The following is a 13,074-nucleotide window of genomic DNA, read 5'->3' as shown; positions in this document are numbered from 1 at the left end:
GTAGAAGACAGGGATTGATCAATCGAACTATGCTTTTTCATGGACTCGCCCTCGCTGCCGTTGGCTGTTTAGACTGCCACCGTGGCGCATTGACGCCTCGGCTGGGGCGAGTCCATCCAATTACAGGGGGGATGCGTTCACTTGGGATCAGGTCGGCTCGTAGGCCGCCTCGCTTTTGCTTTTGAATTGGCTTTTGATTTTCTTGCCACATCGTGAGGCCGAGTGGAGGTTCTGCGTAGTGGGCCCATGTAGGAGCGAGCTTGCTCGCGAAAAACCTGAGAGCACCGCGGGGTGTCAGGCTTCCCGCGTCATCGTTGACCTCCATCGCGAGCAAGCTTGCTCCTACAGTAGATCGGGTACGGCCGTGGGAGTTGGGTCGGCTGTGAGGCCGTCATCGCCGGCAAGCCGGGCTCCTACAGTGGATCGGGTACAGCCGTGAGAGATGGGTTGGCTGTGAGGCCGTCATCGCCGGCAAGCCGGGCTCCTACAGTGGATCGGGTACGGCCGTGGGAGATGGGTTGGCTGTGAGGCCGCCTTCGCCGGCAAGCCGGGCTCCTACAGTGGATCGGGTACGGCCGTGGGAGATGGGTCGGCTGTGAGGCCGTCTTCGCTGGCAAGCCAGCTCCTACAGTGGATTGAGTACAGTCGTGAGAGATTGGTTGGCTGTGAGGCCGCCTTCGCCGGCAAGCCGGGCTCCTACAGGGTGTGCCCGGTGCGAATGCACCCCGGTTGACCCGGCAAAAAAAACGGCGACTGCTGGTACAGTCGCCGTATAAAGACCGGTGCGGGTAACACCGGTCGAGCGCTTCACTGTGACGAGGAGCCAGCCCAGTGAAGCCCTGCGATAAAACCTGTGGAAGACCTGCCCTCAGAGCCCCCAGCGCAGCAACAACAGCACCAGCACGACGAGGAACACCGTCTCCCCCACCATCAGCAGGATCGGCTTGATGCCCACCGCCGCCAGTTCCTTGAGCTGGGTCTTCATGCCCAGGGCACTGATGGACACCACCAGGCACCAGCGCGACAGTTCATTGACCGAACCCTGCACCGCCGGAGCAATCCAGCCGGTGCTGTTGATGCACGCCAGGATCAGGAAACCGACGGCGAACCATGGCAGCAACGGTGGTCGCTTGCCGGTTGGATCGGCGCCTTGCATGCGGGTGATCATCGCCGCGGTGACGATCACCGGCAGCAGCATGGCGACGCGCATCAGCTTGACCACCGTGGCGGTGTCACCGGTCTCGGTGGACATGCTGTAGCCGGCACCGACCACCTGGGCCACGTCGTGGATGGTCGCCCCGAGGAACACGCCGGCCACCTGCGGAGACAGTTGCAGCCAGTTGGCGATCATCGGGTAGACGATCATCGCCATGGTCGACAGCGCCGAGACACCGATCACCGTGAACAGGGTCGCGCGTTCTTTCTGCGGGTGGTTAGGCAGCGCTGCCGCCAAGGCCAACGCGGCCGATGCGCCGCAGATCGCGGTGGCGCCACCGGTGAGCATGCCGAACAAACGCTGGAAGCCCAGCGCCTTGGCCGCGATCACCGATACGCCGATGGTCACCACCACCAGGATCACCACCAGGGCCACCGGCTTCCAGCCCAGCGCCGCCATCTGCTCGAGGGTGATGCGCATGCCCAGCAGCGCCACGCCGATGCGCAACACGGTGCGCGCGGTGAATTCGATGCCGGCCTTGCAGACGCCGTCACCGGCGAGGAAATTCAGGGCCATGCCCAGCAGCAACGCGAACAGCATGACCGGGGCACCGTAGTGCTCGGACAAAAACGAGGCGGCGGCGGCCACGATCAGACTGACGATAAACCCCGGGGCCAATTCGCGCGTGCGACTATGGATACGGGTAAGGGCGATGGCGCTCATGGCGCGGCCTCCTCGGGAACGATGACGATGAACGCCTGGCCGTCGATGATCTCGACCGGGTAGTTGTTGACTTTCACCTGCCTGGAATTGAGCAGGTAGCCGCTGTGCAAATCGAAGCGCAAACCATGGGCGCAACATTGAATGACCCGCCCCTCAAGACGCCCGCCACACAGCGAGGCGCCCTGGTGCGGGCAACTGTCGTCAATGGCGAACAGCTGCCCGTCGACGTTGAACAACGCCAGGCTCTTGTCGTCGAACTCGAACAGCGCCCGGCCGCCGGCCTGCGGGTGTTTGCCGGCAGGTACGGGTATGCGCCGGGTCATGCCGGCTGCCGCTCGCGTTCATTTTCCTTGAGTGCTTCGTTCATGGCCCCGAGCAGCGCCTGGGCAGGTTGGGCACCGATCACCGTCATGCGGCCGTTGAACTGAAAGCTCGGCACGCCACTGGTCGCACCGGGAGATCCCTCGAATGGCGTGCCGTCGCCCCTCAGGCAATCGAGCAGCGCATCCGCATCGATGCCGCAGGAGCGGGCGATGGCGAGCAAGGTCTCGCGGCAACCGAGGTTTTCGCGCTTGCGGAAATAAGCGGCGAACAGCCGTTCGAGCAGCATTTCACGCTGGGCAACATTACCCAGTGCGCTGGCTCGCTCGAACAGGCGATGTGCGTCGGCGGTGTTGGGCATCGTCTCGATGTGACTGAGGTCGATGGTCAGTCCTACCGCCGCGGCAGCCTGCTGTACCTGGGCCTGGCGCATGGTCACGGCATCGGCATTGCCCAGGCGCTTGCGGTAGAAATCGGCGAAGGGCTCACCTTCTACCGGCAAATGCGGCAGCAACTGCACCCCATGCCACCGGGTGTTGATCTGCACATCCGGATGGCGATTGCGAAACTGCACCTGCGCATGCTCCAGCTGGCGTTTGCCGATCAGGCACCAAGGGCAGATAAAATCGAAAAACACATCAATTTGTAGACGACGACTCACAACTTCACCTCTAACCCGGCCTGGTTGACGGGGTCAGGCACGCTCTGACCCTGAAGGCGGGCAATATCTTTGTGGTAATGACACTTGGCGTAAAAGAACACCGCCGCTGCCGCGAGGCTGACCAGTGGCACCAATTGGAACGCGGCATGCAGGCCGATCAGGTCCGACACCCGTCCAGTGATGAACGGCCCAGGCGCCAGGCCCAGCATGTTGTTGGCCAATGTCAGCGTGGCGAAGGCTGTGCCGTGGACCGAGTAATGGGTCAGGTTGGCGACCATCGCCCCAGCCGGGCCGGTGGTGCCGGTGGCAATCAGCATGCCCAGGCAGATCAGCGCCAGTTGCAATGGCCCTGCCTGTAGCGCGAACGCCGCCGACAGCAGCAGGCAGCTGCCCAGGCAAAACCCGATGGCCAGGCTGACCTTGCGTTCCGGCGAATTACGGCACAGCCGATCGCTGAGCATGCCGCACAGGATCATCCCGGCGCCGCTGCACAGGACGATGATCGCGGCCATGCCGCCCGCCTTGTCCGTGGGCATGTCGTAGTAGCGATTGAGGTAGCTGGGAATCCACACCATCACCGTGCCGCCGACGAACAGCTGCAAGCCACTGCCGAAATAGGTCGCCACCACCGAACGGCTGGACCACAACGTGCTCAATGGACGCTTGACCGCGGCCACCTTGTTCGCCAGCTGGGCTGCGCGCTTGGGTGCAATCTTCGCTTCCTTGACGATGATCGGGTAAAGCATCGCCAGCAGCAGGCCGAACAGCGCCATGCCGGCGAACGACCAGCGCCAGCCGAGCTTGGCGGCGATCGCACCGCCCAAGGCCATGCCCAACACCGAGCCGAACATCCCGCCCGCCATGAAGGCACTGGCCAGGGTGGCGCGCATGTGTTTCGGAAACACCGAAATCACTACCGCGATGCCGACGCTGCCGTAGGCCGCCTCGCCAACGCCCACCATGAACCGGGCGATGAACATTTGCTGATAGTCCTGCGCCAACGCGCAGCCCAGGGTTGCCACGCTCCACAGCATCGCCATCAGCGCCAGGCTCTTGACCCGGCCGAAGCGGTCGGCCATCAGCGACAGCGGGAACGTCAGCAGGCCGACCATCAGGGCGACAATGCCACTGAGCAAACCCAGTTGGCCGTCACTCAGGGACCACTCGCTCTTGAGCAGCGGGAACACCGCATTGAGCACCTGGCGTGACATGTAATCGGAAATCAACAGGCCGAACGTCAGTGCAAAGACAATCCAGGCATATTTACGCGCAACGTTGACGCAACCAGCGTCGTCATCGTCGGCGATTGGGTGAAAGGCCATGCAGCCTCCTCAAAGCTTTTATTTATTTTTGTTATCAAGCGTTTTGCAGTGCGCACGAGCGGTCACGGCCCCTCGTGCGCGCCACGGGTCAGCCGCGTTGCGGCACACCTTTTTGCCCAGCCTTGCGGTTGGGGGACATTCCGTTGGCCAGCAGGGTGTCTTCGATGCTGTCGTACTGCACACCGATGCGATAGATCTCACGGGCTTCTTTGCCGGTGGCGATTTCGCGACCCAGTTCGTGGGCGATGCGTACGGTTTGCTTGATCTGCGCAACCGAGCCGAAACGCTCGCCCTTGTGATCAATGATAGTGTCTTCGTTGCCCACGCGCGGGTGCAGACCCATGGACATGGCCATGGTGTTGAACGGCAGCACGTTCTTGAGCAGCGACTCGGAGGTCAGGGTGCAACCATCCGGAACACGGTGGATGAAGTTGAAGAAGTTGAACGGGTTCGGACCGTCGAAACCACCGCCGATGCCGATCCAGGTCAGGTTCAGCGGGCCCTTGTAGATGCCCTTGCGCACCAGGCGCTCCAGGGTTTCGTAGGCATGGATGCCGGTCAGCTGGAAGTGCGGCTGGATGCCGTTGTCCATCAGGCGCTTGAGGTGCTCGGCAACCCAGGCTGGACCTGCCGGTACGGTCATTTCGCTGTAGGCGGCCTGGACCATCGGGTTGGCCAGGGAGGTGCCTTCCAGGTATTCCGGGTACAGCAGCTCCATGATGTTCATCTGGGTGGTGTTGATGGCCACCGTGACCTGGTCCGGTTTCGGCGTCAGCTCCGCCAGCATGTGGCGAGTGTCGTCGGACAGCCACTTGGCCGCTTCACCATCGCTTTCCGGGGCGAAGGAAATCGAGCCGCCGACCTGGATGATCATGTCCGGCACGGCTTCGCGCACACCGGCGATCAGCTCGTTGAACTTGGACAGGCGCTTGGAGCCCTTGCCGTCCAGTTCACGCACGTGCAGGTGCAAAACCGTGGCACCGGCTTCATAGCATTCAACCGCTTTCTGGACTTGCTCGTCCATGGTCAGCGGGATGTCTTCGGGGAAGTCTTCAGGCATCCATTCCGGGCCGTACGGGGCCACGGTGATGACCACCTTTTCCATGTTTTCGGGGTGCAGGGAATCGTCGAAGAATTGCATGGTTTACTCCAGTTCTTATGATTGTCCCGTCCGCCCGGGTCGTGGCCGGGCAGACGTGTCTACGAGTGCGTATGCAGAAGGGTTGGATCAGAAAGTCTTGTCGCCGATGATCCCGGCGCGCTCCATCTTGCGATGGCACGGCGGGTAGTCCATGACGGCGTAATGCTGGGTACTGCGGTTGTCCCAGATGGCGATGCTGTTGGGCTTCCAGCGCCAGCGCACTTGATACTCAGGGATGTACGCCTGGCTGATCAGGTAGCGCAGCAACTCGCCGGCGCCAGGGTTGGCGTCCTGGCCGAAGCGCACCCGCTCAGGGGTGTGGTAGTTGCTGAAATGGGTGGTGAAGGCGTTGACGAACAGCACCTTCTCGCCGGTTTCCGGATGAGTGCGCACCACCGGGTGCTCAGCGTCCGGGTACATCGCCTTGAGGCCGAGGCGTTTTTCGATCGGCATGGCGGCGCCGAAGCTCGCTTCGATGCTGTGGCGGGCACGCAGGTCGGCGATCTTGAGCTTTACGTCTTCCGGCAAGTTCGCATAGGCCTGGACCATGTTGGTCCACATGGTGTCGCCGCCCACTGGCGGGCATTCAACACAACGCAGCACAGCACCCATCGGCGGAACTTCGCGCCAGGTCGCATCGGTGTGCCAGGCGTTTTCGTAGCGGTCCATCGGCTGGTCAGGATTCTTGTAGATGCGCACCAGCCCCGGATGCTCCGGATCGCTGCCGGCCACCGGGTGGTCTTCCAGCTCGCCGAAGCGGCGGGCGAAGGCCACGTGGTCGGCGCGGCTGATGTCCTGGTCGCGCAGGAACACCACTCGGTGCTTGAGCAACTGGGCACGAATCTCGGCAAACAGACCGTCGTCATGCACCGCGTCGGCGAGGTTCACGCCGATCAGTTCGGCACCGATGCTGCAGGTCAATTGTTCGACTTTCATGGCTGGCAGCTCCTTAAATGACGAAAATCGAAGAGCCGGTAGTCTTGCGCGACTCAAGATCGCGATGCGCCTGCACCGCGTCCTGCAACGCGTAGTGCTGGTTGATCTCGATCTTGATGCGGCCGCTGCCGACGTGGTCGAACAACTCACCGGCCAGGGCGGCTTTTTCCGCAGGGTCGCTGATGTAGTTGGCCAGGGCCGGACGGGTCAGGAACAGCGAACCTTTCATCGCCAGCATCACCGGGTCGAACGCCGGGATAGGCCCGGATGCGGTACCCACGCAGACCATCAGGCCACGGGGTTTCAACGAATCCAGCGAACCCATGAAGGTGTTCTTGCCAACGCTGTCGAACACGACGTTGACGCCCACGCCGTCGGTCAATTCGCGAACGCGAGCGGCGACGTCTTCATGGCTGTAATTGATAGTATGGTCGCAACCGTGGGCACGGGCGATTTCAGCCTTTTGCTCGGTCGACACCGTGCCGATCACGTTCAGGCCGAGCAACTTGGCCCACTGCGAAACGATCAGGCCAACGCCACCGGCGGCGGCGTGCAACAGGATGCTGTCGCCTTCCTTGAAGTCGTAGATGCGGCGCATCAGGTACGACGACGTCAGGCCTCGCATGGTCATGGCCGCGGCGGTTTCGAAACTGATGGTTTCCGGCAGCTTGATCAGCGGCGCGGCCGCGATCAGTCGTTCGGTGCTGTAGGCGCCGAGGGTGTTGAGGAAACCGGTATAGGTGACGCGGTCCCCCACCTGGACGTTGGTCACGCCTTCGCCGATGGCCTGGACCACACCGGACGCCTCGACGCCCATGCCGTTGGGCATCGGGATCGGGTAGGTGCCGTTGCGAAAGTAGGTGTCGGCATAGTTCAGGCCGACCGCTACATGACGCAGACGTACCTGACCAGGACCGGGGTCGCCGACTTCGACATCCTCATAACGAAGGACGTCGGGACCACCGGTTTCGTAGAAGCGTACGGCTTTGGCCATTTTTCTTGTTCTCCAGTCTGCAATATTGGCTGCTGCGTCGATTTGCGCTGATTGGACTGTAGGATGACGCCCAAACAGCCGCTTCTCATCAGACGACAATGGCTTTTCATTTCATGACAGTGCCCGCCGTGGCGTTCCCGGCGGTGGATGACTTATCCGCTGCCGCTCGCTACCCTGCACACCTCGGCGCCAGCCGGCGCGGGACCACCCACACTCCGTCCAGACGAGCGCGTCATGAAATCCCCCGCAGGTTTGTTGCTGTCGGCCATCGAGCTGGACCGTGCCAGCGCCATCCCCTTGTACCGCCAGCTTTACTTGCAGATTCGCAAGCAGATCCTCGGCGGCCGCATCCAGGGCGGCGTGCGCCTGCCGTCGACGCGCACCCTGAGCAAGGAGCTGGCGCTGTCGCGGATCACCATCCTCAATGCCTTCGATCAGTTGATCGCCGAAGGCTTCCTGGCCTCGCGCACCGGGGCCGGCACCTACGTCGGCACCGAGTGGGAACAGCGCACGATGGTCGACGACGGGCAGGCGCGCCAGCCGCCTCGCCTGTCCGACCTGAGCCAGTCGATGCTGTCGCTGCGCAGCGATCATTTTCGCGGGGTGTCCTATGCCGACTGGGATCCTTCGACCCCGACCTCATTCCTGCCCAGCCACAGCACCTACGACGCCTTCCCGCAAGCGATCTGGCGGCGCCTGATGAACCGCCACCTGCTCAAGCCGAGCAAGGCCATGCTCGGTTATGGCGAGCTGCAAGGCTTGCAGGCCTTGCGCACAGCCATCGCCGAGTACGTCTTCGACGCCCGGGGCATCGACTGCGACGCCGGGCAAGTGGTGATCGTTTCCGGTGCACAGCAAGCCTTCAACCTGCTGGGCATGCTGCTGCTCAATCCGCAGGACAGCGTGTGGATGGAAGACCCGGGGCACATCGCCGCGCGCATCGCCTTGCAGGCCCAGGGCGCGCAGGTGGTGCCGCTGCGCGTCGATGAACAGGGCATCGATGTCCAGCAAGGGCTGGCCCAATGCCCCGATGCGCGCCTGGTGTTCACCACCCCCTCGCGCCAGCATCCCCTGGGCGTGACCCTCAGCTATGCGCGACGCCAGGCCCTGATCGATTGGGCGGCACGCCAGCAGAGCTGGATCATCGAGGACGATTGCGACAGCGAACTGCGCTACAGCGGCCGCCTGCTGCCCGCGCTCTATGCCATGGACCAGATGGCGCGGGTGATCTACGTCGGGACCTTCAGCAAGGTGCTGTTCCCGTCGCTGCGCCTGGGCTACGTGATCTTGCCCCAGGCCTTGGTCGAACCCTTCTGCACCTTGCGCGCGGTGATGGATCGCAGTCCGCCCACCCTGCTGCAGGCGACCACGGCGGACTTCATGGTCGAAGGCCACTTCCTGGGGCACATCCGTCGCCTGCGCACGCTGTACCAGGCTCGCCAGCAGGCCCTGGTCGAGCAGTTGCAACAACAGCTCGGCGGATTCTTCAGGATCACCCCGGTGGACGCCGGCATGCACCTGATCGCCTGGCTCCCCCCGGCGCTCGACGACGACGCCATTGCCAAGCAACTGGCCCGGCACAACATCCACACCTACGCCCTCTCCGACTACTGCATCGGGCACGTGCTGCCGCCGGCCCTGCTGATCGGTTTTGCCGGCACCCCTGAACACCAGGCCCCGGAACGCGTCGCGGCGCTGGCCCGGGCGCTGGACGCGATGGGGTGCTTGACGCAGGCCACTTGAAGCCCGCAAGTGGTCTTATCAATTAACTGATAATGGATCTATCGAGAGTTCCTGACTGGCGCGATAAAGGCTGCGTCGCAAGACCCAGCGTCTGAACCAGGAACGACTCGAATGAACAATAAGATCCAGGAACGCTTCAACGCCTTGCTCGGCCACAACGTGGTCGAGGACGGCACCGCTCCCGTGCTGACCGACGCACTGGCCCGCCGGTTGCTCGACCGCCTGAGGCAACTGCGCCTGTTCGCACACGCCTACCCGCTGCTGACCAACCTCACCCACGGCCGTGTCACCCCCGCCGACCTGCTCGACTTCGCCTATCGCCACGAACTGCAAGGCCTGAGCCTGCACTTGCTCGACGGCGAGCAGAACAGCCTGAGCCAGATGACGCCTGCGCAACTGCAGGTGTTTGCCGCCAAGGCCAGGGCCCTGGGCCTGGATGTGCATCTGGAAATCAGCAGCACGCGGAAAAAGGACGTCGACCAGGTGATCGCCATCGCCCTCGCCCTGGGCGTGCGCAACATCCGCGTCTACTCGCGCTACGAGGGCACGCTGTCGCAAGTGATGGACGTGATCGAAACCGACCTGCACTACCTCGCGCAGCAGGCCGACAAGCACGACCTGTACTTCGACTTCGAGCAGCACGAAGAGCTCAAGAGCGCCGAGATCGCGCAACTGCTGACCCGCCTCAACCACCCTCGCCTGCATGCCCTGTTCGACTTCGGCAACATGATCAATGCCTGCGAACAGCCCCTGCAGGCGCTGCGCAACCTGGCGCCGCACATCCGCCAGGCGCACCTCAAGGGTGTGCGTGTGGTCCCCGAGCAAAACGGCTTCGGCCATTACGGCGTGCTGCAGGGCAGCGCCGAAGATGACCTGCCCAGCGCCCGCCTGCTGTTCGAGCTGCTGATGCTGGGCGACACCAGCCCGCAGGTCATCGCCTTCATCCTCGAGCAGGAAAACCACTACGTGGCCCCGGCGTTCCGCCAGACCCTTGAGGCGGCCGACCCGTTCATTGCCTACCGGGAAATGAGTGATACACCGCTGCCCGAAGGCTTCTCGCTGGAACGAATGCTGGCCGACGAACACCGCTGGGCGAACAACCAGGTTGCCTATGTCCGCGGTGTGCTGGCCGAGTTGCGCACCCTGGCCGAACTCACCCTCGCCGATACCTGCAACGCCTGAACCCGACGCTACGAACCGATTACGCCCGGAGAACAATAATGACAATGCAAAACAAGGCCAAATGGCTACGATTCCTGATCCTCATCCTCGGTGGCGGCACCATCTACAAATTGGCCAACCTCAAGGACGCCTTTTATGTGCCCATGCAGGAATTCATGGGCCTGAGCCACACTGAAATCGGCATGTTGCTCAGCGCCAACGCGATCATCGCCACCGCGCTGTTCGTGGTCGGCGGCCTGCTCGCCGATCGCTACGACACCCGCAAGCTGATCCCCCTCGGCCTGATCGGCACCGGCGGCCTGGGGCTGTACCTGGCGACCTTTCCTCCCTTCAGCAACCTGCTGATCGTGTTCAGCCTGCTGGCGGTGTGCGCCGACTGCCTCTTCTGGCCGTCGCTGCTCAAGGCCATCCGCAACCTCGGCGACGACCAGGAACAGGGTCGGCTGTTCGGCCTGCTCGAAGGCGGGCGTGGTGTCGTCGATACCCTGGTGGCCTTTTGTGCGCTGGGCGTGTTCGTCGCCATGGGTTCGGGCGAAGCTGGCCTGAAGTCGGCGATCCTGTTCTACTCGGTGATCGACATCCTGGCCGGCACCCTGACCTGGTTCCTGCTCAAGAGCGGCGCCACCCAGTCGACCGCCAAGCCCGGCAACGGCCTGGCCAACCTGTTCGAAGCCATCAAGGTGCCGGGCATCTGGCTGGTCAGCCTCAATGTGTTCATGGTCTACATCGTCTACTGCGGCCTGACCTATTTCATTCCCTACCTCAAGGAAATGTACGGCCTGCCCGTGGCCCTGGTGGGCGCCTACGGCATCATCAACCAGTACTTCCTGAAGATCCTCGGCGGCCCTGCCGGCGGTTTCATCGCCGACAAACAGTTCAAGAGCACCAGCCGCTACCTGAAGTGGGCGTTCCTGGCGCTGCTGCCGCTGATGGCCGTGATCCTGTTGATTCCGAAAAGCCCGAGCTTCATCTATGCCGGCATGGCCGCCACCCTGTCCTTCGCGCTGATCGTGTTTTCCATGCGCGGCGTGTTCTGGGCGCCCATGGGTGAAGTCGGCATTCCCCAGCACATCACCGGCTCGGCGTTCGGCATCGGCTGCCTGATCGGCTATGCCCCGGGCATGTTCGCCTACGTGATCTACGGCGCCATCCTCGACCACTTCCCCGGCCAGCAAGGCTATAACTATGTGTTCAGCCTGATGAGCGGGTTGGCGATCGTGGGCTTCCTGGTGTCCAGCCTGCTGTATCAATCGGTGCGCAGAAACGCCACCGTCACGGGTAAGGTGAGTGCAGCACAGGCTTGATCCTGACGCTGTGTATCACTGTGTATCTGGACAGCAGCGGGATACAGGGGCTGACACCGGCCCCGCTCTTCGACACAGGCCAGATACGTCTTCGCGTTCAAATGCAGGCAGGGTTTAAAGGGGATCGGTCCGATCCCCTGGCCAGCGGCTTGAACAGGAGACATCACATGAAGAAGGCACAGCACAACGACAGAACCGGTAACCCTCGCCGCCGCCTGGTCGGCTCGTCGATCCTCGCCCTGAGTCTGTTGGGCGTTCTGGGCGTAGCTCACGCGCAGACATCCCCTGCCGCCCCCCCTGCCGGCACCACGCAGGCGGCGCCCTCGCCGTTCGGTCCGCTCAAGCATGTCAACGCGGGCCTGCTCAGCGTGGCGTACGCCGAAACGGGCCCGGCCGACGGCCCGGTGGTGATTCTGCTGCACGGCTGGCCGTACGACATCCACAGCTATGACGAAGTCGCGCCCTTGTTGGCGGCCAAGGGTTATCGCGTGTTGATGCCCTATGCGCGCGGCTACGGCGATACGCACTTCCTCTCCGACAAGACCTTGCGCAATGGCCAACCGGCCGCGCTGGCCAGCGACGTCATCGATTTCATGGACGCCCTGAAGATCAAGCAAGCCGTGCTCGGTGGTTATGATTGGGGTGCGCGTTCCGCCGACATCGTTTCGGCGCTGTGGCCGGAACGGGTCAAGGCCCTGGTGTCGGTCAGCGGCTATCTGATCGGTAACCAGGCCGCCGGCAAGAACCCGCTGCCGCCCAAGGCCGAACTGCAGTGGTGGTACCAGTTCTACTTCGCCACCGACCGCGGCCGCGCCGGCTACGAGAAAAACACCCATGACTTCGCCAAGCTGATCTGGCAACTGGCCTCGCCAAAATGGGCCTTCGACGACGCCACCTTCGACCGCAGCGCCAAGGCGCTGGACAACCCCGACCATGTCGATATCACCGTGTTCAACTACCGCTGGCGCCTGGGCCTGGTCCAGGGCGAAAGCCAATACGAAGCACTGGAGCAGAAACTGGCCACGGCACCTTCCATCAGTGTGCCGACCATCACCCTGGAAGGCGACGCCAACGGCGCCCCGCACCCGGCCCCCGAGGATTACGCCAAGCGCTTTACCGGCAAATACCAGTTCCGCCTGATCAGCGGCGGCATCGGCCACAACTTGCCACAGGAAGATCCGCAGGCGTTCGCCAAGGCGGTGATCGATGCGGATCATCTTTGAGGCCTGACAGCCGCCCCATTTCTCGCGGCTGTACCCAATCACTGTAGGAGCTGGCCTGCCAGCGATGCGATGGTGGCCGTGATGCCGCCTTCGCTGGCAAGCCAGCTCCTACAGGTTTTGCGCAGGTAAGTTGAATTGGTGGCGTCACGCAAACCCGTAGGAGCCGGCTTGCCGGCGATGCGATGGTGGCCGTGATGCCGCCATCGTTGGCAAGCCAGCTCCTACAGGATTTGTGGGGCCATGATGAATGTGTGGCGTTACGCGCATCTGTAGGAGCCGGCTTGCTGGCGATGCGATGGTGGCCGTGATGCCGCCTTCGCTGGCAAGCCAGCTCCTACAGGTTTTGCGCAGGTAAGTTGAATTGGTGG

General features: G+C 62.9%; 11 protein-coding genes. 4 read left to right on the top strand and 7 right to left on the bottom strand.

The window, feature by feature from the left end; translation table 11 throughout:
- Positions 1 to 868: 868 nt before the first annotated feature.
- From SOP85_RS29880 to SOP85_RS29850, 7 genes are all read right to left on the bottom strand, one after another.
- Positions 869 to 1,879, bottom strand: a complete 1,011-nt coding sequence (locus tag SOP85_RS29880; protein ID WP_323629258.1) for a YeiH family protein — start codon at positions 1,877 to 1,879, stop codon at positions 869 to 871.
- Positions 1,876 to 2,202 (bottom strand): Rieske (2Fe-2S) protein, encoded by a 327-nt coding sequence (locus tag SOP85_RS29875; protein WP_274077792.1) that lies wholly within the window; start codon positions 2,200 to 2,202, stop codon positions 1,876 to 1,878. Before SOP85_RS29875 ends, SOP85_RS29880 begins: the two co-directional genes overlap by 4 nt.
- Complete coding sequence (locus tag SOP85_RS29870; RefSeq protein ID WP_323629256.1) at positions 2,199 to 2,861, bottom strand: DsbA family oxidoreductase; 663 nt, start codon at positions 2,859 to 2,861, stop codon at positions 2,199 to 2,201. The genes SOP85_RS29875 and SOP85_RS29870 overlap by 4 nt, the downstream gene beginning before the upstream one ends.
- Positions 2,858 to 4,183 (bottom strand): MFS transporter, encoded by a 1,326-nt coding sequence (locus SOP85_RS29865; RefSeq protein WP_274077790.1) that lies wholly within the window; start codon positions 4,181 to 4,183, stop codon positions 2,858 to 2,860. Before SOP85_RS29865 ends, SOP85_RS29870 begins: the two co-directional genes overlap by 4 nt.
- An 88-nt stretch (positions 4,184 to 4,271) precedes the next feature.
- On the bottom strand, positions 4,272 to 5,324 hold the full coding sequence (locus SOP85_RS29860) for a 3-keto-5-aminohexanoate cleavage protein (protein WP_274077789.1): 1,053 nt from the start codon (positions 5,322 to 5,324) through the stop codon (positions 4,272 to 4,274).
- An 87-nt stretch (positions 5,325 to 5,411) separates the two neighbouring features.
- Positions 5,412 to 6,260 (bottom strand): TauD/TfdA dioxygenase family protein, encoded by an 849-nt coding sequence (locus tag SOP85_RS29855; protein WP_274077788.1) that lies wholly within the window; start codon positions 6,258 to 6,260, stop codon positions 5,412 to 5,414.
- A gap of 13 nt (positions 6,261 to 6,273) precedes the next feature.
- Positions 6,274 to 7,254 carry a quinone oxidoreductase family protein gene (locus SOP85_RS29850; protein ID WP_274077787.1) on the bottom strand — a complete coding sequence of 327 codons (981 nt, stop codon included), beginning with the start codon at positions 7,252 to 7,254 and terminating at the stop codon, positions 6,274 to 6,276.
- A gap of 234 nt (positions 7,255 to 7,488) precedes the next feature.
- Between SOP85_RS29850 and pdxR the strand changes: the two genes are divergently transcribed.
- The 4 genes from pdxR (at position 7,489) to SOP85_RS29830 (ending at position 12,706) form a co-directional block, all read left to right on the top strand.
- The gene (gene pdxR, locus SOP85_RS29845; RefSeq protein WP_323629253.1) at positions 7,489 to 8,997 is read left to right on the top strand and encodes a MocR-like pyridoxine biosynthesis transcription factor PdxR; all 1,509 of its coding nucleotides are present in this window, start codon (positions 7,489 to 7,491) and stop codon (positions 8,995 to 8,997) included.
- A 111-nt stretch (positions 8,998 to 9,108) separates the two neighbouring features.
- Positions 9,109 to 10,179, top strand: a complete 1,071-nt coding sequence (locus tag SOP85_RS29840) for a sugar phosphate isomerase/epimerase family protein (protein ID WP_274077785.1) — start codon at positions 9,109 to 9,111, stop codon at positions 10,177 to 10,179.
- Between the two features lie 38 nt (positions 10,180 to 10,217).
- The gene (locus tag SOP85_RS29835; RefSeq protein ID WP_323629252.1) at positions 10,218 to 11,483 is read left to right on the top strand and encodes an MFS transporter; all 1,266 of its coding nucleotides are present in this window, start codon (positions 10,218 to 10,220) and stop codon (positions 11,481 to 11,483) included.
- Positions 11,484 to 11,650: 167 nt separating this feature from the next.
- Positions 11,651 to 12,706: an alpha/beta fold hydrolase gene (locus tag SOP85_RS29830; RefSeq protein WP_274077783.1), complete on the top strand. Its 1,056-nt coding sequence runs from the start codon at positions 11,651 to 11,653 to the stop codon at positions 12,704 to 12,706.
- The last annotated feature ends 368 nt before the right edge of the window (positions 12,707 to 13,074 follow it).

Origin of the sequence: Pseudomonas sp. YuFO20, assembly GCF_035064975.1 — a bacterium.
In the GTDB taxonomy this organism is placed as follows: Bacteria; Pseudomonadota; Gammaproteobacteria; order Pseudomonadales; family Pseudomonadaceae; genus Aquipseudomonas; species Aquipseudomonas putida_AE.
This window is presented reverse-complemented; position numbering and strand designations above follow the sequence as displayed.